Source organism: Oleiphilus sp. HI0128, assembly GCF_001635365.1.
This window is the reverse complement of sequence record NZ_LWGG01000171.1, coordinates 1-898: the sequence shown is the minus strand read 5'-3', so window position 1 is coordinate 898 and position 898 is coordinate 1. Positions and strand designations below refer to the sequence as shown.

Annotated in this window: 1 protein-coding gene; it reads right to left on the bottom strand. The window is 46.9% G+C overall.

Annotated elements, in window-relative coordinates; genetic code table 11:
- Positions 1 to 898 (bottom strand): PA14 domain-containing protein (locus A3763_RS02250; protein ID WP_197482696.1); only part of this gene is annotated, 898 nt, incomplete at both ends.

The window sequence follows — 898 nt, the reverse complement described above, 5'->3', positions numbered from 1 at the left end:
GCCTACGGCTGAGCTTTCAATGTAGTCATCAACACCATCGAAATCGCCTGCTCGGCAAAGGTGTGCTGTATTCGTTGTGTCTAAGCCATTTTGAGAACTGGCATTGCTAGAACTAGCTGAGCTATCCACCACATCACCTGATGAGCCAGACCAAGCCGTCTCGTCCATTCGAAATTCTGCGACAGGTTCAGGTAGCTCACCTGTGACCGCACATGAACTCAAAGCTGCACTTGGAATAGCTTCCCAACTGCCACCGTCACGGCGCCATTGCAAACGAGCATAAGCTTGACCAGTATGCTCAAAGTGCTCCATCTGAACGATATAGCCCTGCCCAGAATTTAATAATTGCGCCGCAGAAGTGCTCGAATAACGCGGTCCATGAAGGCTCCAGTCATTAATAATCTCACTACCTTCAAGGTCTAAGCGTACACCATCATCTGAATACAGCCGGAACTCATAACTACCTGTTTGTGTCGGTACCACATAGCCATTCCAACGAATACTGAAACGCTCATTATTTCCAGAGGTACTAGGGAAAATAGTCGGCGTTCCTGAGCCCCAACCAAAATCCACTTGGCTATCTTTACGCAGATATGCCGTACCGGTAAATAAACCTGAAGGCTGAGAAACCTTGGTTCCACTTCCGTTACGTTGATCAAAGTAATGACCAGTTAAACCAGAGAAATCAACGCTGTGATCAGTACCATCCACCGTCAAGGTATATGCCTGGCCCGCTACAATTCCTGTTACCTGCAATACAACCGTTGTGTCACTTTGCTGACTAACACTACTAATCGTCGCTGCATTTAAGGAGTAGTAGCTAGTATCTAAGGCATCACTATCAATGGTATTGTCGAATTCGACTACCAAGAGATTATCAACACCACAGGCACCATGG